Consider the following 19,067-nt stretch of genomic DNA (forward strand, 5'->3'; position numbering starts at 1 on the left):
CCCGGGCCACGCGTTTTCCCGGGGCAGGCGGGTTCGGGGCTCAGCCCAACTGCCGGTACCGGCCGCGGAAGTACAGCAGCGGCCCGCCCTCCGCGCTCGGGACCCGCGCGGTCAGGACGCGGCCGATGACGAGCGTGTGGTCGCCGGCACTCACGCGCTGCTCGGTGCGGCACTCCAGCGTGGCCAGCGCGCCGCCCACCAGCGGGGCGCCGGTGGCCTCGCCGCGGACGTAGGGGATGTCGTCGAAGAGCAGCCGGTCGCTGATGCGGCCCTTCATGGCGAAGCGTCCCGCGATGTGCCGCTGGCTCTCGGTGAGCACCGACACCGCCCACAGCGGCTGTTCGTCGAGCAGGTCGTCCATGCGGGAGCCCTCGCGCAGGCTGACGAGGACCAGCGGCGGGTCGAGGGAGACCGACATGAAGGCGGTGGCGGTCATGCCGACGTCCTCCACGCCCGGCGCGTCCGGGTCGTCGGGGTCCAGCGGCGGCTCCTGCGCGGTCACCAGGACCACCCCGGCGGCCAGTCGGGACATCGCGGCCCGGAACTCGTCGTTGCTCACCCCCTCAGCATGCCCGGAAGCTGGGGTGGCGGTGGGGGAGGGAGTCTTCAGCACGCCCGAAACGCTAATCCCCGCCCCGCGCGAGCCGCATCGGGCCTCCGCCCGAGTCGGGTCCTAGGACCAGCGAACGAGCCGGGTGCGGTCCCGGCGCGGCATTTGCGTGCATCATGTGCGCACATCCGTGAAGCAGACGCACAGACGAAACGCAGAAACTCCACTCAATTGTTCATGTTCCCCTGTGACTTGAGTCACAAGGGACAGGAATTGTTGACCCTGTGTACCGAGTGGGCAGCGCGCTGTGATTCAGTGGCGGAGAACCCTTGATTCGCTGCGAGGTCTCGGGGGGAGGGTGAGCATGGAGACCGAGTCGGAGCCGTATGTCCGCCTTGCGGCCTTGCGGCAGTTGCACCAGGTCATGGCCGACATGAACACGGCACGCAGCCTGGCTGACACGCTGCAGACGGTCGCCGACGGCGCCGTGCACGCCCTCGGGTACGAGATGGCGTGCGTGAACCTGGTACGCCCCGACGGCGATCTCGTCGTCGCCGCGTTCTCCGGGAACTCCGCCGCCGAGGCCCTGATCACCGGCCGGGTCGGCTCCCGCGAGTCCTGGGAGCGGCGGCTGAACATGGGCGAGCGCTGGGGCGACCTGGTGTTCATACCGCACACCGAGGGCTGGGTGCTCGACGACGACGACGTCCCCCAGTGGTACACGGACGGACCCGCGCCCCGCTTCGAGGACGAGTGGCACCCCTCGGACCGCCTCTTCGCCCCCATGTACACGCCGGGCCTGCAGGGCGGCTCCTCCGGCGAGCTGCTCGGGGTCGTCTCCGTCGACCGCCCGCGCAACGGCCGCCGCCCGGGCGCCTGGGGCCGCGAGGCCCTGCAGATGTACGCCTTCCAGGCCGCCATCGCGATCAGCAACGCGCGTCTGCGTGCGAACATGCAGCGCGCCCTGGTCCGCCTGGAGCGCGAGCAGCAGGCGCTGCGGGCCAGTGAGGAAAGCTTCAGGCAGGCCTTCGAGTACGCCCCCTCCGGCATGGCCATCGCCGAGATGGGCGGCGACCAGCACGGCCGCATCCTGCGCACCAACGACGCCCTGTGCCGTCTGCTGGGCCGTCCCGCCTCCGCGATGCGCCGCTACTCCTTCTCCGACCTCGTCCACCCCGAGGACATCGGCACGCTGCTGCGGACCTCGGCGGAGGGCGGCCGCGCGGAACTCCGGCTGGGCCGCCGCGACGGCACGTACGTCTGGGTCTCCCTGCGCAACTCCGTGGTGGCGGACGCCGCCGACGGCCCCCGCTTCCTCCTCACCCACGTCGAGGACATAGAGGAGCGCAAGCGGCGCGAGCTGCAGCTCGCCCACCGTGCCTCCCACGACTCCCTCACCGGCCTGCCGAACTCCGCCGAGCTGCGTTCGCGCCTCGCGGCCCGGCTGTGCCGGCGCCCGGCCCACGCCGACGAGCTGGAGTCCCTGGACGCGGCCTACGGCCACCCCGCGTTCGACGCTCCCGCCGGCCACGGCTTCGACTTCCGGCCGGGCGCGGAGACGTACGACGGCTTCGACCACCACGTCCACACGGTCGCTCCCGAGGACGGCCGCGACGACGGCACCAAGGGCCTCGCGGTGCTCTTCTGCGACCTCGACGGCTTCAAGTCGATCAACGACCGCTTCGGGCACAACGCGGGCGACGCGGTCCTGATCGAGGTGGCCCGGCGCCTGACCCGCGGGGTCCGCGACGGCGACACGGTCGCCCGCCTCGGCGGCGACGAGTTCGTGATCCTTGCCGACGGCCTCGGCCGGGCCGACGCCCAGGACCTCGCGGTACGGCTGCGCAACGAGATCATCCAGCCGATCCGCGCCGAGGGCCGGGCCGTCCGGGTGGGCGCGAGCTTCGGCATCGGATGGGCACACTGCGGCATGACGGCGGACGAAGTGTTGAAGTCAGCCGACGAGCGTATGTACGTAGAGAAACGATCTCGTCCCAAACAGCACCGACGCGCCGGATGATTCGCAGGTCAAGGACATGATGCGATCCGAGTCACCCGTTTGGCTCAGTCAGACCGGGTAGGCTCGCCTTTCCAGACCTGTATCGCATCCACCCGCACCCGCTGAGGAGACCAAGGGATGACGCCCGGCGAAAACGGCCCGAGCACGCCCGAGGACGACGACCCGTTCGGCTATCTGTATGCCGACGGCCAGGCCAGAGGGGCTCAGCCGCCGTCCGGCGGTTACGGCTACCCGAACTCGGTCAGCAGGGTGCGTACGGTGGGCGAGCGCCAGTACGGCCAGCAGCCGCCGCAGTACGGCCAGCCGACCGTGGCGCAGCAGCAGGGCGGCTACGGCCAGCCCAACGCCCACTACCAGGCCCCCGAGACCCACCCCGGGGGCGCCCCGCCGAGCAGCCCCCGTTCCGCACCGCCCGCGCCGGGCCGCCGCGGCCCGAACACCAAGGGCCTGCTGATCGGCGCGATCGCGGTGGTCGCCGCGGTGGTCATCGGCATCGGCGTGGCGATGCTCAACGGCAACGACAACAAGAAGACCGACAACCAGGCGGGCAGCACCCCGACCCAGTCCCAGAGCCAGTCCCCGAGCCCGTCGAGCAGCAGCTCGGCGGCCAGTGGCTCGATGCGGTCCGACGCCTCGGCGCTCACGCCGGCCGGCGGTGCGGCGAAGGCCTCGGACGTCAAGGGCGCGAGCTCCTCCGACGGCAGCTACATGACGGGACTGAACGCGCCCGGCGCGTCGCTCACCTGGAACGTCAACGCCCCGGCGGACGGCACGTACACCGTGTTCGTGTACTACAGCGTGGCCGGCCCCGACCAGTCGATGACGGTCACCGTCAACGGCACCCCGTTCGGCAGCAAGCTGGACCTGCAGAACTACCGGCACGCCAAGGACGGCGACTTCGCCAACGGCTGGACCAGGACCTATGTGTGGCCGACCCTGAAGCAGGGCTCCAACACCATCTCCATCTCCTGCGGCTCCGGAGACCAGTGCAACGCCCTGATCAGCAACGTCACGCTGAAGCCGGGGCAGGTCAAGAAGGACAGCTAGGCCGCGCCGACCACCCCGGTCACCGCCACCCGCCCCCGCAGTTCCTCGTACACCGCGGGGTCGAACTCGCCGGCGGCCGGGGCCCGTACGGTCGCCGCCGACAACGCGACGGCGCGCGCCAGGCGGTGCGGCCAGGGGAGTTGCTCGACGAGGCCCGACAACAGGCCAGCCACCGCCGCGTCGCCCGCGCCGGTCGGGTTGCCGTGGATGCGGGCCGGTGGGGTGGCGCGCCAGCGGCCTTCCGGGGTGACGGCGAGCAGGCCCTCGGCGCCGAGGGAGGCGACCACCGTGTGGGCGCCTCGTCTGCGGGCGTCCTGGGTGGCGCGCAGCGGCTCGTGGGAGCCGGTCAGTTCGGCCAGTTCGTCGGCGTTGGGCTTGATGAGGTCGGGGCGGGCGGCCACCCCGCGGCGCAGGGGCTCGCCGCTGGTGTCCAGGAGGACGGGGACGCCGGCCGTGCGCGCCGCGCGAACGAGGTTCGCGTACGCCCCCACCGGCACGCCCGGTGGCAGACTGCCGCACAGGGCCACCGCCGAGGCGGACGGCAGGAGTTCCTCGTAGCGGTCGAGGAAGGCTCCCCACTCGGTCGGCGCTATCTGCGGGCCCGGCTCGTTCAACTGGGTCGTGTCGCCGGAGAGTTCGTCCACCACGGCTATCGTGCGCCGGGTCGCCCCGGCGACCGGGACCAGTGCGTCCGTGAGGCCGGGGGTGCCGGCCAGCCGGTCGCGTACCGCTCGCCCGGTCCCGCCGCCCGCGAACCCCGTGACCGTCACGTCGTGCCCGAGCGCGGCCAGTACCCGGGCGACGTTGACGCCCTTGCCGCCGGGGCGCTCGACGACCTCCGACACCCGGTGCGAGGCGTGCGGCCGCAGCGACCGCACGCGATAGGTGAGGTCGAGAGCGGTGTTCAGTGTGACCGTGAGGATCACCCGGGCCGACCTCCCTCGAAGTCCTGTCGCCTGTCATCGGTTTCCGGGGCCTTGATCATGCCAAAGAGACGGCGGCCGGCCCAGTCACGAGTCGGCCGCCGTCGCGGGAAAAGACGGGCAGATCAGGCCAGTTGGGGCGGTACGACCACCCACTCGCCCTGCCGCATCACACCCTGGAGGCCGAAGTCCGCGTCCAGCAGGACCAGGTCGGCGTCCTTGCCGGGCTCCAGCGAGCCGATGCGGTCGAAGAGGCCGAGGAGACGGGCGGGGTTCACCGACAGCGCCGTCACCGCGTCCTCCACCGACAGCCTGTCGACCGTCACCGCCCGCTTGAACGCACGGTCCAGGGTGAGCGTGGAGCCCGCGATGGAGCCGCCCTCCACCAGCCGCGCCACCCCCTCGCTGACCTCGACCTCCAGCGGGCCGAGCATGTAACGGCCGTCGCCGATGCCGGCCGCGTCCATCGCGTCCGTGATGAACGCGACCCGGTCCGCCCCCGCCCGGTGGAAGGCCAGCTCCAGCGCGGCCGGGTGGAGGTGCGTGCCGTCGTTGATCAGCTCGACCGTGACCCGCTCGTCCTCCAGCAGGGCGGCGATCGGGCCGGGGGAGCGGTGGCCCAGCGGGGGCATCGCGTTGAAGAGGTGGGTGGCGACCGTCGCGCCCGCGTCGATGGCCTCGACCGTCTGCTCGTACGTGGCGTCCGTGTGCCCGATCGCCGCGATCACGCCGTGCTCGGCGAGCAGCCGTACGGAGTCGACACCGCCCGGCAGCTCGGCCGCGAGCGTGACCATCTTCGCCCTGCCGCGCGCCGCGTCGATCAGCTTGCGGACCTCGCCCGGTGCCGGGTCGCGCAGCAGCTTCTCCGAGTGCGCGCCCTTGCGGCACGGCGAGATGAACGGCCCCTCGAAGTGGATGCCGGCGATCTCCCCCTGCTCGGCCAGCTCGCTCAGCAGTCCGGCCTGCCGCGCGAGCAGGTCCATCTCGTCGGTGACCGTGGAGGCGACGAGGGTGGTGGTGCCGTGCGCGCGGTGCGTGCGGACGGCCTTCATGATCTCGTCCGCGGTGCCGGAGAAGGAGGCTCCGCCGCCGCCGTGGTTGTGGATGTCGACGAACCCCGGGACCAGCCAGTGGCCGGTCACGTCGATCACCTGGGCGTTCTCGGCGGCCGTGGCCGCGATCCTCGTACCCTCGACGGACACGCGCCCGTCGTCCACCACACCGCCGGGCAGCACCACCCGCGCACCTGCGAGAACCAAGCTGGGAGCCATCAGGCGGTTACCTCCGAGGGGTCGGTGGGGTCGAGGTCGGGGGAGTCGAGCAGGTCGCGGGCGAGCAGCCCCGCGCCCAGGCAGCCGGCGGTGTCGCCCAGGGCCGCGGGCACGATGGCCGGCAGTTTCTGGAAGGTGACCCGTCGCCGGACGGCGTCCCGCAGGGGCTGGAACAACACTTCCCCCGCCTCGGCGAGACCGCCACCGATGATGAGGGTGCGTGGGTCCAGCAGGGTGAGCGCGGTGACCAGGCCGTCGGCGAGCGCGTCGACCGCCTCCTGCCAGACCCGGACGGCGTTCGGGTCACCGGACGCGACGGCCTTGGCGCAGTCGGCGGCGTCCGCGTCCGGGTCCCCGCAGACGGCCGCCCAGGCCTCGCTGACGGCGGACGCGGAGGCGTACCGCTCCAGGCAGCCGAGCTGCCCGCAGGGGCACGGGGTCCCGCCGGGCCGTACGACGACATGGCCGATCTCGCCCGCGAAGCCGTGCGCGCCCGCCTCCACCCGGCCGTCGATGCCGATGGCGCCCGCGATGCCGGTGCCGAGCGGCACGAACAGGAACCGGTCGGCGCCCTTGCCCGCGCCGATCCGCCCCTCGGCGAGACCGCCGGTGCGCACGTCGTGGCCGAGGGCGACGGGGATGCCGAGCCGCTCGGTGAGCAGCGCGCGCAGCGGTACGTCCCGCCAGCCGAGGTTGGCCGCGTAGGAGGCGATGCCCCGCCGTTCGTCGACGATGCCGGGGACCGCGATGCCGGCGGCGTCGGCGGCCTCGCCGTAGCGCTCCGCGCCGTGCGCCTGCAGCTCGGCGGCGAAGTCGAGGATCGTCCCGACCACCGCGTCCGGCCCGCGCTCGCGTCCGGTGGCGCGGCGGGCGCGGTGGAGCAGTCCGCCGTCGTCGCCGACGAGGGCGGCCTTCATCCCGGTACCGCCCACGTCCAGGGCGATGACATGTCTCACCACGGACCCTAGTGTGACCCGCCCACCCGGGAGAGGTCTAGTCCACTCGCGTGGTGTAGACCTTATCTGTCCATATATTGAACGGTCAGACAGCAGGGTTGGGGCTTTGACGGTGCGTCGGCGTACGGCAGGAACGATCGCGGTGGTGTCCGCACTGGGCATGACGGCGGTTCTCGGCGGCTGCGGGAGCACGGGCTCCTCCGACGTGACGCTCAGACTCGTCGCCGCCGACTACGGCGACTCCTCCGCCAACAGCTCCCAGAAGTACTGGGACAGCCTGGTCAAGGAGTACGAGTCCAAGCATCCCGGCGTGAAGATCGACGTCAGCGTGTACTCCTGGAACGACGTCGACCGCAAGGTCAAGGAGATGGTCGACGCCGGTAAGGCCCCGGACCTGGCGCAGATCGGCGCCTACGCCGACTACGCGGCCGCCGGGAAGCTCTACCCGGCCTCGGACCTGCTCTCCATCCGCACCCAGGCGGACTTCCTCTCCCAGCTCTCCGACGCCGGCCAGTGGAACCACACGCAGTACGGCATCCCCTTCGCCGCCTCCACGCGCGTGCTCTTCTACAACAAGACGCTGTTCGCCCAGGCCGGCATCACTCCGCCCACCACCTGGGACGAGCTGGCCGCCGACGCCAAGGCGCTCAAGGACAAGGGCGTGAAATACCCCTACGCGCTGCCGCTCGGCCCCGAGGAGGCGCAGGCCGAGACCATGCAGTGGCTGCTCAGCGGGACCACCGGCGGCAACGGCGGCAACGGCTACACCGACGACGTCGGCACCTACACCATCGACTCCGCGCAGAACGTGGAGACCTTCACCTGGCTCAAGGACGACCTGGTCGACAAGGGCCTGACCGGTCCCGTCGCGCCGGGCAGGCTCAACCGAGCGACCGCCTTCGCCGCCTTCGCCGACGGCCAGGTCGGCATGCTCAACGGGCACCCCACGCTGATCCAGCAGGCCCAGAAGAAGGGTGTGAAGTTCGGCATGGTGCCGATGCCGGGCCGCACCGGCACGGCCAGGGCCTCCATGGGCGTCACCGACTGGATGATGGCCTTCAAGCAGAACGGGCACCGCGACCAGATCGGTGACTTCCTCGATTTCGTCTACAGCGAGAAGAACGTCCTCGACTTCTCCCGCGAGTACGGCCTGCTGCCGGTCACCGGCTCCGCCTCCAACACCATGAGCGACTCGGACTCCCCTTCCGACGCGGCCCTGCACCCCTTCCTCGACCAGCTGCCCACCTCCGAGCTGTACCCCGTCGGCAAGACCTCCTGGGCGACGGTCAGTGCGGCCGTGAAGCAGGACATCGGCCAGGCCGTCGCGCCCGGCGGCGACCCCGCCGGCGTCCTGACCCGCCTGCAGGCGACGGCGACCGCCGCCGACAGCGGCAACGGGAGCTGAGCCGCCTGTCCGTGCCCGGCGCTACGGTGACTGCCATGGAACTAGCCCCCCGCGAACAGGCCGTCCTCGCCCTGGAGCGCCGCGCCTTCCCCGGCCCCGGCGCCAAGGAGCGGGCGATACGCGAGGAGCTGGGCCTGTCCCCGGTCCGCTACTACCAGCTGCTCAACGCGTTGCTGGACGACGAGCGGGCACTGGCACACGATCCGGTGACGGTGAACAGACTGCGGAGGGTGCGGGAGACGAGGCGCGGAGAACGCTGAGCCGGGTGCCCTTCCAGCCGGCCGGGCCGGGTGGTGGGCGGCCGAGGAGGGGTCCCGGGGCGGAGCCCCAGGAGTGAGTCCGGCCGAGCCTGGATAGTGTCGGTGTATGGACCCTCTGCCGACCCCGCAGACCCAGCCAGGCCGGGACGGACTCGCGGCCCTCCTCGCGAAACCGAGCGCAGCGACCGTCGGCCTCGACTTCGACGGCACGCTGGCCCCCATCGTCGCCGACCCCGAGCGGGCCCGCGCCCACCCCGAGGCGGTACCCGCCCTCGCCGCCCTCGCGCCCAAGGTGGCCTCCGTCGCCGTGGTCACCGGCCGCCCGGCCGGCGTCGCGGTCCGCTACGGCGGCTTCGCCGGCGTCCCCGGTCTGGAGCACCTGACGGTCCTCGGCCACTACGGCGCCGAACGCTGGGACGCGGTCACCGGAGCCGTCACCGCCCCGCCCCCGCACCCCGGCGTGGCGGCGGCCCGAGCCGAGCTGCCGGGCGTCCTGGAGCGCGCCGGCGCCTGGCACGGCACGTGGATCGAGGAGAAGGGCCGGGCGGTGGCGGTGCACACCCGCCGCGCCGACGACCCGCACGCCGCGTTCGAGGCGCTGCGCGGCCCCCTCACCGATCTCGCCACCCGCCACGGCCTGATCGTGGAACCCGGCCGCATGGTCCTGGAACTGCGCCCGCCGGGCATGGACAAGGGCGTGGCCCTCGCCGACCACGTCCGCCGGACCGGCGCCGAGTCGGTCGTCTACGCCGGTGACGACCTCGGCGACCTTCCCGCCTTCGCCGCCGTCGACAAGCTCCGTTCCGACGGCGTCCCCGGCCTCCTGGTCTGCAGCGGCAGCACGGAGGTCACCGAGCTGGCGGAACGGGCCGACCTGGTGGTCGACGGCCCCGAGGGCGTCGTGCAGCTGCTGCGGGCGCTGGCGGCTCAGCTGGGCTGAAGCTCCCTGAGCGCCCGCAGCTGCTCCAGGAACCACTGGGCCGGGGGCAGCGCGGTGGCCGCCGCCGCGAGCCTCTTGGCGCGGTCCGCCCGCTCCTCCGGCCGCAGGGAGAGAGCCTCGTTCAGGGCCCGCGCGGTCTCCAGGACGTCGTAGGGGTTGACCACGAACGCGTCGGAGCCCAGCTCCTCGTACGCCCCGGCCTCCCGGGACAGCACCAGCGCACAGCCCTGGTCGGAGACGACGGGGATCTCCTTGGCGACCAGGTTCATGCCGTCCCGGATCGGATTGACCAGGGCCACGTCGGCGAGCCGGTAGGCGGCCAGGGAGCGGGCGAAGTCGTCCTTGACGTGCAACACCACCGGGGTCCAGCCGGGCGTGCCGTAGTCCGCGTTGATCTCCTGGGCCACCCGCTGCACCGCGGCCGTGTAGTCCCGGTACACGGCGAGGTCCTGCCGCGACGGATACGCGAACGCGACATGCACCACCCGCTCACGCCACTCGGGGTGGTCCTCCAGCAGCTGCCGGTAGGCCAGCAGCCCGCGCACGATGTTCTTGGACAGCTCGGTGCGGTCGACGCGGACGACGGTCTTGCGTTCCGCGCCGATCTCCTCCTTCAGGGCCGCCATCCGCTCCTCGACGTCCGGTTCGTGCGAGCGGGCCCGCAGGAAGGCGCCGTCGGCGCCGAGGGAGTGCACACCGACGTACGTACGGCGCCGCTGTCCGTCCAGATGCCCGACGTGCCGCGGAGCCCCCGACGGCCAGGCCACCTCATAGCGGTCCGCGTGGCCCTCGGCGCACTTCATGAACGCCGTGGCCCACCGCCAGGTCAGGAACCCCACCCGGTCCGCCCCGAGCATGCCCGCCAGCAGCCGCTCGCGGATGTCCTGCGGAAGCAGTTCGAAGTACTCGCGGGGCGCCCACGGGGTGTGCGAGAAGTGCCCGATGCGCAGGTCGGGGCGGAGCTCGCGGAGCATTCCGGGCACGAGGCACAGGTGGTAGTCCTGGATCAGCACGGCCGCGCGCTCGGCCGCCTCCTGGGCCAGCGCCTCGGCGAACGCCCGGTTGTAGGCCTCGTACGACGCCCACTGCCGCCGGAACTCCGCGTCGAAGACCGGCTCCAGCGGGGTCTGGTACAGCATGTGGTGGACGAACCAGAGGACCGAGTTGGCGATCCCGTTGTAGGCGTCCGTGTGCACCGAGGCGTCGATGTCGAGCATCCGCACCCGCTGTCCGCCGGTGTCCACGGCCGGCAGCAGCCCGCCGCCCGCACGCCGTACGGCCTCCCGGTCGCCGTCGCCGAGCGCCGCGCACACCCACACCGAGTCCGCGTCCGCCCCGATGGCCGACAGCCCCGAGACCAGCCCGCCGCCGCCCCGCTTGGCGCGCAGCGCGCCGCTCTCGTCCACCGTGTACGAAACCGGGCCGCGATTGGACGCGACCAGCACCTCAGCACCGTCCGTGGAAGCCATGGTCCTCAACCTAGCCCGGCCCGGAAACGCTCAAACGTACGGCCGAGCACGGCGCGCCGACGTATACGACCGCTGCGGCCGGTTCACGCCACCCTGCGCCCGGCGTACTCCGCGATCTCCACCATCGGCGGCCGCTCCTCGGTGTCCACCGAGTACGTGCGCGGCTCGAAGCCGTCCTCGCCCCGCTCGAACTGGGTGAGGGACGGCCGGACCAGATGGCCGCGGGCCAGCCGGAGCTGGGCCGTGCGGTAGATCGCCGCGGCCATCCGGCCGAGCGCCTGGCCGTCCTGGTGCCGGTGCTTGCGGACCCCCACATCGACCTGGGCCAGCGCGTCCAGGCCCACCAGGTGCAGCGCGTCCACCAGCATGCCCAGCTCGACGCCGTAGCCGACGGGGAACGGCAACTGCTCCAGCAGTGAGCGCCGGGCGGCGTACTCGCCGCCGAGCGGCTGCACGAATCCGGCGAGCTGCGGCCAGTGCATGTTCAGCAGCGGGCGGGCCATCAGCTCGGTGACCCGGCCGCCCTGCCCGGCCGTACCGGCGAGCGGGCGGTCGTACATGGCCTTGACCAGGTCGACGTCCGGCTCGGTGAGCAGCGGGCCGACGATCCCGGAGACGAAGTCGGAGGAGAACTCCCTCAGGTCGGCGTCGACGAAACAGACGAGGTCGCCGGTGGTGACGAGGAGCGAGCGCCACAGCACCTCGCCCTTTCCGGGGACGGCCGGAACGCGGGGCAGGATCTCGTCCCGGTGAACGACCCGGGCGCCCGCGGCGGCGGCCACCTCGAAGGTGCGGTCGGTGGAGCCGGAGTCGACGACGACGATCTCGTCGACGAGCGGGGCCTGCTCGACGAGGTCGTGACGGATCACCGCGACGATGTCGCCGACCGTCTCCTCCTCGTTGAGGGCGGGCAGCACGACGCTGACCGTCTGCCCCGTGCGCTGTTTGGCGGACAGGATCCGGTGGAGCGGTCGATCGGCCACGGACCAGGAGCGGGTGGCCAGCCAGCGCTCGACTTCTTCCAGCACGGTCTGCGGCTCCTCACTGTTCGTGATCACACGGGGGTGATCGTGTGATCCATCTCGCGGTTCGGACGACTATCTCAACTGTCCTGGCCTTCGGTTACAGTCTTGAACAACGCCGATGACCATCGCATGTCGGGGGTCGCGCGCGTCCACAACCGAATACCGCTCATCCAGAGGGGCAGAGGGACACGGCCCGATGAAGCCCCGGCAACCCTCCAGTCGGTACTCGTAGATCCGCAGTGATCGCTCCGCGAGGCTCCCGGCTAGGGAAGGTGCCAAATCCGTCTCACGGCGAGATGCGTCGTGAGGAAGATGAGGAGAAAGGGCCTCGCCTCCATGGCTGTGCAGACAGTTGCAAGCTCCAGCACCCCCACCGTCGACCTCGGTCCCGCCGCGGCCCTGAGCTGTCGCGAGTGCGGTCACCGCGTCCCGCTCGGCCCGGTGTTCGCCTGCGAGGAGTGTTTCGGCCCGCTGGAGATCGCCTACGACTTCTCCGCCTACGACACCGAAGAGCTGCGCCGCCGCATCGAGGCCGGCCCCGCGAACATCTGGCGGTACGCCCCGCTGCTGCCGGTCCCGGCGGACGTGGCCGACAAGCCGAACCTGAACCCGGGCTGGACCAAGCTCGTCAAGGCCGACAACCTCGCCGCCGAACTCGGCGTCACCGGCGGCCTGTTCGTGAAGGACGACTCCGGCAACCCGACCCACTCCTTCAAGGACCGCGTGGTCGCCCAGGCCCTGGAGGCCGCGCGCGCCTTCGGCTTCACCACCCTGTCCTGCTCCTCCACCGGCAACCTCGCCGGTGCCGTCGGCGCCGCCGCGGCCCGGGCCGGCTTCCGCTCCTGCGTGTTCATCCCGCACGACCTGGAGCAGGGCAAGGTCGTGATGGCCGCCGTCTACGGCGGCGAACTCGTCGGCATCGAGGGCAACTACGACGACGTGAACCGTTTCTGCTCCGAGCTGATCGGCGACCCGGCCGGCGAGGGCTGGGGCTTCGTCAACGTCAATCTGCGGCCGTACTACGCGGAGGGCTCCAAGACCCTCGCGTACGAGATCTGTGAGCAGCTCGGCTGGCGGCTGCCCGACCAGATCGTGGTCCCGATCGCCTCCGGCTCCCAGCTCACGAAGATCGACAAGGGGCTGCAGGAGCTGATCAAGCTGGGTCTGGTCGAGGACAGGCCGTACAAGATCTTCGGCGCCCAGGCCGAGGGCTGCTCGCCGGTGTCGACCGCCTTCAAGGCCGGGCACGACGTCGTGCGGCCCCAGAAGCCGAACACGATCGCCAAGTCCCTGGCCATCGGCAACCCGGCCGACGGGCCGTACGTCCTGGACATCGCGCGCCGCACCGGCGGTGCGGTGGAGGACGTCACGGACGAGGAAGTCGTCGACGCCATCAAGCTGCTGGCCCGCACCGAGGGCATCTTCGCGGAGACGGCGGGCGGGGTGACCGTCGGCGTCACCCGCAAGCTGCTCAAGGACGGCGCCCTGGACCCGACGAAGACCACGGTGGTCCTCAACACCGGTGACGGCCTGAAGACCCTCGACGCGGTGGCCGGGACCGGCCTCACCGCCACCATCCGCCCGACCCTGGACTCCTTCCGAGAGGCTGGCCTCGCATGAGCGTGACCGTTCGCATCCCCACCATCCTGCGCACCTACACCGGGGGCCGGGCCGAGGTGACGGCCGAGGGCGCGACCCTCGCCGAGGTCATCGAGGACCTGGAGAAGAACCACACCGGGATCGCCGCGCGCGTCCTGGACGACCAGGGCAAGCTGCGCCGGTTCGTCAATGTCTACGTGAATGACGACGACGTCCGCTTCGAGCAGGGGCTGGAGACCACGACCCCGGACGGCGCCGGTGTCTCCATCATTCCGGCGGTCGCCGGCGGTTGATCGTTACCTTGGGTAACTTCAGTTACTCATTGTTCATCGAATTGCCCCCTCCGCGAGAGAAGCGGAGGGGGCAATTCTGTGTGATTGAGCGCGGTAGAGTTGGGGAACGCGCTCTCGGCCGGACGGGTCGGGGGCCCTGTATTCATGCCGCGTGCCCGACAAGAAGTAGCCAAAGTGTGCGGGTTTTATGCGGCTTTTGTGCCCTTTATGGGGCCCGACTTGCCCGGAATTCGGGCGAATTCTCACTACATTCCGGACCGTTCCCGTCCAGAATTCTCGTCCGATTGACCTGTTGCAGACGGCAGTTGGACAGATACATTCAGCCGCGGTCGACGCGTTCCGGCGCACGCCCCCGTCCCATGGGGGGTGAGGTCTGACCCGGGTCCGCGAAGTGTGGATCTGTGCAAGGGCCAGTAATAGGGGAGTTAGGCATGGCTCAGGGCACCGTCAAGTGGTTCAACGCGGAGAAGGGGTACGGCTTCATCGCGGTCGACGGTGGTGCGGATGTTTTCGTCCACTACAGCGCGATCCAGATGGACGGTTACCGCACCCTGGAAGAGGGACAGCGGGTCGACTTCGAGATCTCGCAGGGTCAGAAGGGCCCGCAGGCGGACATGGTCCGGCTGGCGACCAGCTGAAGCACGCGTCGGCTGACAGCGACGTTCTTCTGTTCATCTTCGAAGGGCCCGCACCTCGCACAGGGTGCGGGCCCTTCGGCGTGCCCGGACGGCGGGCGGTGATCGTCGCCGGTGTTCGCGGGCGGCTTACGACGGATCCGTACCCCTGTAGGCGCTTGCACTCGACCATGCCGAGTGCTAATCATTGGCGTTAGCACTCTGAAGGTGAGAGTGACAGTGAAGGACCGGGTCGGTGAGGCCCGCGGGCCAAGTGGGGCAAGGAACCACGCGGCCGGCGAGCCGTCCGTCGCGGGCGCGGGCGCGGTCCGAAGGAATCACCCCCAGTCCTGGAGGGACCACTTCACATGGCCAAGATCATCGCGTTCGACGAGGAGGCGCGGCGCGGCCTCGAGCGCGGCATGAACCAGCTCGCGGACGCCGTCAAGGTGACGCTCGGCCCCAAGGGCCGCAACGTCGTCCTCGAGAAGAAGTGGGGCGCCCCCACGATCACCAACGATGGTGTCTCCATCGCCAAGGAGATCGAGCTCGAGGACCCGTACGAGAAGATCGGCGCCGAGCTGGTCAAGGAAGTCGCCAAGAAGACGGACGACGTCGCCGGTGACGGTACGACCACCGCGACCGTGCTCGCCCAGGCCCTCGTCAAGGAAGGTCTGCGCAACGTCGCCGCCGGTGCCAACCCGATGGCTCTGAAGCGCGGTATCGAGAAGGCCGTCGAGGCCGTCTCCGCCGCCCTGCTGGAGCAGGCGAAGGACGTCGAGACCAAGGAGCAGATCGCCTCCACCGCGTCCATCTCCGCCGCCGACACCCAGATCGGCGAGCTGATCGCCGAGGCCATGGACAAGGTCGGCAAGGAAGGCGTCATCACCGTCGAGGAGAGCAACACCTTCGGCCTGGAGCTCGAGCTCACCGAGGGCATGCGCTTCGACAAGGGCTACATCTCCGCCTACTTCGCGACCGACATGGAGCGCATGGAGGCGGTGCTCGAGGACCCGTACATCCTCATCGCCAACTCCAAGATCTCCTCGGTCAAGGACCTGCTCCCGCTCCTGGAGAAGGTCATGCAGTCGGGCAAGCCGCTGCTGATCATCGCCGAGGACGTCGAGGGCGAGGCCCTGTCGACCCTGGTCGTCAACAAGATCCGCGGCACCTTCAAGTCCGTCGCCGTCAAGGCCCCGGGCTTCGGTGACCGCCGCAAGGCCATGCTCGGCGACATCGCCATCCTCACGGGCGGCGAGGTCATCTCCGAGGAGGTCGGCCTCAAGCTGGAGAACGCGACCCTGGACCTCCTGGGCCGCGCCCGCAAGGTCGTCATCACCAAGGACGAGACCACCATCGTCGACGGTGCCGGCTCCTCGGAGCAGGTCAACGGCCGCGTGAACCAGATCCGCGCCGAGATCGAGAACAGCGACTCGGACTACGACCGCGAGAAGCTGCAGGAGCGCCTGGCGAAGCTCGCCGGCGGTGTCGCGGTCATCAAGGCCGGTGCCGCCACCGAGGTGGAGCTCAAGGAGCGCAAGCACCGCATCGAGGACGCCGTCCGCAACGCGAAGGCCGCCGTCGAGGAGGGCATCGTCGCCGGTGGTGGCGTGGCCCTGCTGCAGGCTTCCCAGGTCTTCGAGAAGCTGGAGCTCGAGGGTGACGAGGCGACCGGCGCCAACGCCGTGCGCATCGCGCTCGAGGCCCCGCTGAAGCAGATCGCCGTCAACGCCGGCCTCGAGGGCGGTGTCGTGGTGGAGAAGGTGCGCAACCTGACCCCGGGCCACGGCCTGAACGCCGCGACCGGCGAGTACGTCGACCTGGTCGCCGAGGGCATCATCGACCCGGCGAAGGTGACCCGCTCTGCCCTGCAGAACGCCGCCTCCATCGCCGCGCTGTTCCTCACCACCGAGGCCGTCATCGCCGACAAGCCGGAGAAGGCCGCCGCGCCGGCCGGCGGCGGCATGCCGGGCGGTGACATGGACTTCTGATCGACCTGACGGTTGATCGCCTGTCCTTCGGACCGAGGGCGGCACGTCCAGCTTCCGGCTGGGGGTGCCGCCCTCGGGCGTTTCGGCCGGCGTGCCGAGCGCCGCCTGCCCCGCTTCCGGATGCCCCTGCCCTGCCTTCCGCAGCCCCTGCTCCAGCAGGGTGAAGGACTTGGGCGCTCCGCCCGGCTGCGGCTCGCGCTCTTCGCGGCCCCCGCCGCGGTAACCGGCCTGCCGGCAGTAGGCGTTGAGCCGGGCGTTCCCCGAGGCCCGCTTCCCGGCGTTCCGGTTCTGTCCGCCGGGAGCCACCGACGGGCAGCGGCAGTACCGGGTCGACGTCGCGGCGAAGGAGGCCGCCGACCGGCCCGGCATCACCGAGGACCAGCTGGCGAGCGGCGGCTACACCGTGCGCACCACCTTCGACCTCCCCCTGCAGGACTCGACGGCGGAACAGGTCAAAGGTCTTAAGTCCGCCAAGGGCGGTGTACGGCTGCACACCGCGGTCGTCGGCATCGAACCGGGCGACCGAGCGGTGCGCGTGCTGTACGGCGGGTCGGACTACGCCCGGCAGCCCTTCAACGACGCGGTGAGCGGGGCGGTGGAGGCGGGCTCGGTGCTGGGACCACTGGCGGGGATGCGCTTCGGCGCGCCGCTCACCGCGGTGCCGAAGACGGCCGCGCCCACACCGCTGCGGCTCACGTCGGCGTACGCGGCGGTCGCGGCCGACGGCGTGTACGCGGCGCCGTACACCGTCACGGGCATCACCGGCGACGGCCGGACCGTCTACTCCGCGCACCCCGAGCGCCGCCGGGTCCTGCCCGAGAAGACGGCCCGCGCGGCGGCCGCGCCGGTGCGGGGCGGCCGCCAGGCCACCCCGGTCGCCGGCCCTCCGGCGAACCTGTTCACGGCGGGCGCGGGCGGCGGCACCACCCGCCGCACGGTGTGGACCGTGGCCTACGACGCCCGGCTCACCCTGACCGTCGTGCTCTTCGCCGACAAGCCCGGTGAGAAGAAGGACTCGACGGTGCCCGCGCAGCTGCCGACTTATCCCTCACCGACGGGGTTCACGGAACAGGCGGCGACTCAGCTCCGGGGACGCTTGAGGTGAACGACGAACGCGGACCAGGCCGTCGGCCGGAAGACGAGCCTCGGCCCCTGGGGGGTTTTGGAGTCGCGGACGGGGATGAGGGTGGGGTGGGCGTCGGCGACTTCCAGGCAGTTGTCGCCGCCGGTGCTGTACGTCGACTTGCGCCAGCTCACCTCGTGGTCAGGGGTGTTCCTCATGGGCGTAATTCTGCGCCAACGCCTCAATCAGAGCCAGGGACTTCTCTCGTGAGAGCGCCTGGGCCACGAGGAGGTCGTACACAAGCCTCAGTTGGGTGACGGTGGCCGGGTCGTCCTCCAGCCGCCGGTTGCGCACCCCCTCGAAGTAGACCAGCGGAGCGGCGTCCGCGAACTCCATCAGCTTCAGGGCACCCTGCATTGCGGCGTGCGCCCCCGCGCTGAAGGGCAGTACCTGCACGATGACCCGGCTCCGGCCGGCCAGTCCGGCGATGTGGTGCAGGGCCTCCGCCATCACTGCCCGGCTACCGGCCTCTCGGCGCAACGCCGCCTCGTCAAGCACAGCCCACAACAACGGCTTTGTTGGGTGGTCGAGTAGACGGATCCGCTGCAGTCGGCCTTCCGTCCACTCCTCGATGGTCTCCTCCGGTGCCATCGGGTCGTATGCGCGGTTCACGGCCCGTGCGTACGCGGCCGTCTGCAGCAGCCCAGGGATCAGCAGCGGCGTGTACTCCCGGATCGCCGTGGCCTGAGCCTCCGCCTCCGCGACCACCTCGAAGTGCTCCTCGTACTTCGATTTGGCCGCCGCCCTGCAGTTCCGCGAGAAGAAACCCCCCGTCCCCAGCACCTCGTCCAGCATCCGCGCGAACTCCGGCTGCATCCGCCGGGTCCCCGCCTCCAGCTGCCCGATGAACGACCCGCTCACGAACAGCCGCTGGCCCAACTGCTCCTGACTCAGCCCCTTTCGCTCACGGGCATGCCGTAACTCGGCGCCCAGTAAGGCCCGCGGCGATGTCGAGGGGTCGAGGTCCTTCGGTCCTGCCATGGCAACTCCTGGTCCGACAGCAGAGTCTGTTGGGACGCCGTGTCTGGCCAGGTTAGAGCGCTGACGGCCACTCTGTGTGGTGAACGCGAACACTCAGCGTGGAGGAATTGGCGCAATGGAGATGAAGGAAACGACGGCGGACGAGCGGCCCGCCCGGAGTGCCGAGGAAGCGGTGGAGCGGCTGCGTGAAGCCCTGCGCGGCGTCGGGATCGTCCTGCCGTCGCTGCGGATCGATCCGGTGACCGGCGCCCACGGGCATCCGTACGCCCTGGTCGACCTGGGCCGATGCAACCTGGGCGTGGCCTCCCGGCTGGCGGCGGCCCTTCGCGTGAAGGGCGGTGACGCGTGAGCCGTGCACCCGTGTACGCCGTCGACCTGCGGAACGGGCGGATCGGCGAGGTCATGGCGCGGGTAGGCGGGTACGTCCAGCTCCGGCCCGTCGGCGGTGGCCGGGAGTGGGACTGTCCGCCTCAGGAGCTGGGGGAGGCGCCGCCGGACGAGGTGCTGCGGGAGCGGGTCCGGCGACTGAATCGGGAGAGTGTGAGCGGCGTCACGTAAAGGCCTCCCGGGGGCCGGAATGTGGGGCAGCGCATAGGCGAT

At 71.0% G+C, this 19,067-nt stretch carries 20 protein-coding genes and 1 riboswitch; of the genes, 12 read left to right on the top strand and 8 right to left on the bottom strand.

From position 1 onward, the window contains the following. Positions 1-40: 40 nt before the first annotated feature. The gene (locus tag AB0L59_RS21215) at positions 41-613 is read right to left on the bottom strand and encodes a flavin reductase family protein (protein WP_365585814.1); all 573 of its coding nucleotides are present in this window, start codon (positions 611-613) and stop codon (positions 41-43) included. Positions 614-914: 301 nt separating this feature from the next. Here AB0L59_RS21215 and cdgB point away from each other — a divergent pair, with 301 nt between their 5' ends. Beyond that, a complete protein-coding gene (gene cdgB, locus AB0L59_RS21220; protein ID WP_365585817.1) occupies positions 915-2,570 on the top strand; it encodes a diguanylate cyclase CdgB in 1,656 nt (551 codons plus the stop codon). Between the two features lie 117 nt (positions 2,571-2,687). Then, positions 2,688-3,617, top strand: coding sequence for a carbohydrate-binding protein (locus AB0L59_RS21225; RefSeq protein WP_365585820.1), 930 nt, complete (start codon positions 2,688-2,690; stop codon positions 3,615-3,617). Here AB0L59_RS21225 and AB0L59_RS21230 read toward each other — a convergent pair. The 3 genes from AB0L59_RS21230 to AB0L59_RS21240 form a co-directional block, all read right to left on the bottom strand. Next, the gene (locus AB0L59_RS21230) at positions 3,614-4,543 is read right to left on the bottom strand and encodes a 1-phosphofructokinase family hexose kinase (RefSeq protein WP_365585823.1); all 930 of its coding nucleotides are present in this window, start codon (positions 4,541-4,543) and stop codon (positions 3,614-3,616) included. The genes AB0L59_RS21225 and AB0L59_RS21230 overlap by 4 nt on opposite strands. Before the next feature lie 122 nt (positions 4,544-4,665). After that, entirely contained in the window at positions 4,666-5,811 is a 1,146-nt protein-coding gene (gene nagA / locus AB0L59_RS21235) for an N-acetylglucosamine-6-phosphate deacetylase (protein ID WP_365585825.1), read from the bottom strand. Next, positions 5,811-6,767 carry an ROK family protein gene (locus AB0L59_RS21240; RefSeq protein WP_365586285.1) on the bottom strand — a complete coding sequence of 319 codons (957 nt, stop codon included), beginning with the start codon at positions 6,765-6,767 and terminating at the stop codon, positions 5,811-5,813. The genes nagA and AB0L59_RS21240 overlap by 1 nt, the downstream gene beginning before the upstream one ends. A 142-nt stretch (positions 6,768-6,909) precedes the next feature. Between AB0L59_RS21240 and AB0L59_RS21245 the strand changes: the two genes are divergently transcribed. The 3 genes from AB0L59_RS21245 to otsB all read left to right on the top strand — a co-directional run bounded on the left by AB0L59_RS21245 (position 6,910) and on the right by otsB (position 9,372). Next, complete coding sequence (locus AB0L59_RS21245; protein ID WP_365585828.1) at positions 6,910-8,172, top strand: extracellular solute-binding protein; 1,263 nt, start codon at positions 6,910-6,912, stop codon at positions 8,170-8,172. 35 nt (positions 8,173-8,207) lie between these two features. After that, entirely contained in the window at positions 8,208-8,432 is a 225-nt protein-coding gene (locus tag AB0L59_RS21250) for a DUF3263 domain-containing protein (protein ID WP_365585831.1), read from the top strand. A gap of 106 nt (positions 8,433-8,538) precedes the next feature. Then, a complete protein-coding gene (gene otsB / locus AB0L59_RS21255) occupies positions 8,539-9,372 on the top strand; it encodes a trehalose-phosphatase (protein ID WP_365585834.1) in 834 nt (277 codons plus the stop codon). Here otsB and AB0L59_RS21260 read toward each other — a convergent pair. Beyond that, the gene (locus tag AB0L59_RS21260) at positions 9,360-10,841 is read right to left on the bottom strand and encodes a trehalose-6-phosphate synthase (RefSeq protein WP_365585836.1); all 1,482 of its coding nucleotides are present in this window, start codon (positions 10,839-10,841) and stop codon (positions 9,360-9,362) included. The two genes, otsB and AB0L59_RS21260, sit on opposite strands and share 13 nt — an antisense overlap. 83 nt (positions 10,842-10,924) lie before the next feature. After that, positions 10,925-11,869 (bottom strand): glucosyl-3-phosphoglycerate synthase, encoded by a 945-nt coding sequence (locus tag AB0L59_RS21265; RefSeq protein WP_365586288.1) that lies wholly within the window; start codon positions 11,867-11,869, stop codon positions 10,925-10,927. Positions 11,870-12,029: 160 nt separating this feature from the next. Continuing rightward, positions 12,030-12,185: riboswitch (SAM riboswitch) on the top strand. A gap of 17 nt (positions 12,186-12,202) precedes the next feature. On the opposite strand from AB0L59_RS21265, the gene thrC reads away from it, so the two are divergent. From thrC to AB0L59_RS21290, 5 genes are all read left to right on the top strand, one after another. Then, the gene (gene thrC / locus AB0L59_RS21270; RefSeq protein WP_365585839.1) at positions 12,203-13,486 is read left to right on the top strand and encodes a threonine synthase; all 1,284 of its coding nucleotides are present in this window, start codon (positions 12,203-12,205) and stop codon (positions 13,484-13,486) included. Continuing rightward, positions 13,483-13,758, top strand: a complete 276-nt coding sequence (locus AB0L59_RS21275; protein WP_365585843.1) for a ubiquitin-like small modifier protein 1 — start codon at positions 13,483-13,485, stop codon at positions 13,756-13,758. The genes thrC and AB0L59_RS21275 overlap by 4 nt, the downstream gene beginning before the upstream one ends. A gap of 431 nt (positions 13,759-14,189) precedes the next feature. Continuing rightward, a complete protein-coding gene (locus AB0L59_RS21280; protein ID WP_019057200.1) occupies positions 14,190-14,396 on the top strand; it encodes a cold-shock protein in 207 nt (68 codons plus the stop codon). A gap of 344 nt (positions 14,397-14,740) precedes the next feature. Then, positions 14,741-16,363: a chaperonin GroEL gene (gene groL, locus AB0L59_RS21285; RefSeq protein WP_014673417.1), complete on the top strand. Its 1,623-nt coding sequence runs from the start codon at positions 14,741-14,743 to the stop codon at positions 16,361-16,363. Positions 16,364-16,607: 244 nt separating this feature from the next. Continuing rightward, a complete protein-coding gene (locus AB0L59_RS21290; RefSeq protein ID WP_365585846.1) occupies positions 16,608-17,468 on the top strand; it encodes a hypothetical protein in 861 nt (286 codons plus the stop codon). On the opposite strand, the gene AB0L59_RS21295 is transcribed toward AB0L59_RS21290, so the two are convergent. Continuing rightward, a complete protein-coding gene (locus AB0L59_RS21295) occupies positions 17,444-17,644 on the bottom strand; it encodes a DUF397 domain-containing protein (protein ID WP_365585849.1) in 201 nt (66 codons plus the stop codon). The two genes, AB0L59_RS21290 and AB0L59_RS21295, sit on opposite strands and share 25 nt — an antisense overlap. Next, positions 17,628-18,467, bottom strand: a complete 840-nt coding sequence (locus AB0L59_RS21300) for a helix-turn-helix transcriptional regulator (RefSeq protein WP_365585852.1) — start codon at positions 18,465-18,467, stop codon at positions 17,628-17,630. The genes AB0L59_RS21295 and AB0L59_RS21300 overlap by 17 nt, the downstream gene beginning before the upstream one ends. A 115-nt stretch (positions 18,468-18,582) precedes the next feature. Between AB0L59_RS21300 and AB0L59_RS21305 the strand changes: the two genes are divergently transcribed. Beyond that, entirely contained in the window at positions 18,583-18,816 is a 234-nt protein-coding gene (locus AB0L59_RS21305; RefSeq protein ID WP_365585854.1) for a hypothetical protein, read from the top strand. Then, positions 18,813-19,025: a hypothetical protein gene (locus AB0L59_RS21310; protein ID WP_365585857.1), complete on the top strand. Its 213-nt coding sequence runs from the start codon at positions 18,813-18,815 to the stop codon at positions 19,023-19,025. Before AB0L59_RS21305 ends, AB0L59_RS21310 begins: the two co-directional genes overlap by 4 nt. The last annotated feature ends 42 nt before the right edge of the window (positions 19,026-19,067 follow it).

The organism is Streptomyces sp. NPDC052109, from assembly GCF_040680195.1.
Classification (GTDB): domain Bacteria; phylum Actinomycetota; class Actinomycetes; order Streptomycetales; family Streptomycetaceae; genus Streptomyces.